Genomic DNA, 297 nt, shown 5'->3' on the forward strand with positions numbered 1-297 from the left:
AAATCTTCAAGCGCGACACGCCGATGGGCCGAATGGCGACGCCGGAAGAGATGGTCGGACCGACCGTGTTCCTGGCGGCCCGCGCCTCGAGTTTCGTCACCGGCATCGACCTCATCGTCGATGGCGGCTTCGTCTGCTGGTAGGGAGAGAAGATGCAGAAGCGTTTTGAGGGAAAGACAGCGGTCGTCACGGGCGCCAGCGGCGGCATCGGCGCCGCCATGGCAAAACGCTTCGCGACGGAGGGTGCGGCGGTCGTGGTCAGCGCCATCGATCCGCGCGTCGACGAGGTCGCCGCCG

At 66.7% G+C, this 297-nt stretch carries 2 protein-coding genes; both read left to right on the forward strand.

The window, feature by feature from the left end:
- A partial coding sequence (locus EN845_RS34745; protein WP_135931337.1) for an SDR family oxidoreductase occupies nt 1-143 on the forward strand: 143 nt, incomplete at its 5' end.
- 9 nt (nt 144-152) lie between these two features.
- Nucleotides 153-297 (forward strand): SDR family NAD(P)-dependent oxidoreductase (locus EN845_RS34750; RefSeq protein WP_135931338.1); only part of this gene is annotated, 145 nt, incomplete at its 3' end.

The sequence above is a fragment of the Mesorhizobium sp. M8A.F.Ca.ET.202.01.1.1 genome (assembly GCF_004791595.1).
GTDB lineage: Bacteria > Pseudomonadota > Alphaproteobacteria > Rhizobiales > Rhizobiaceae > Mesorhizobium.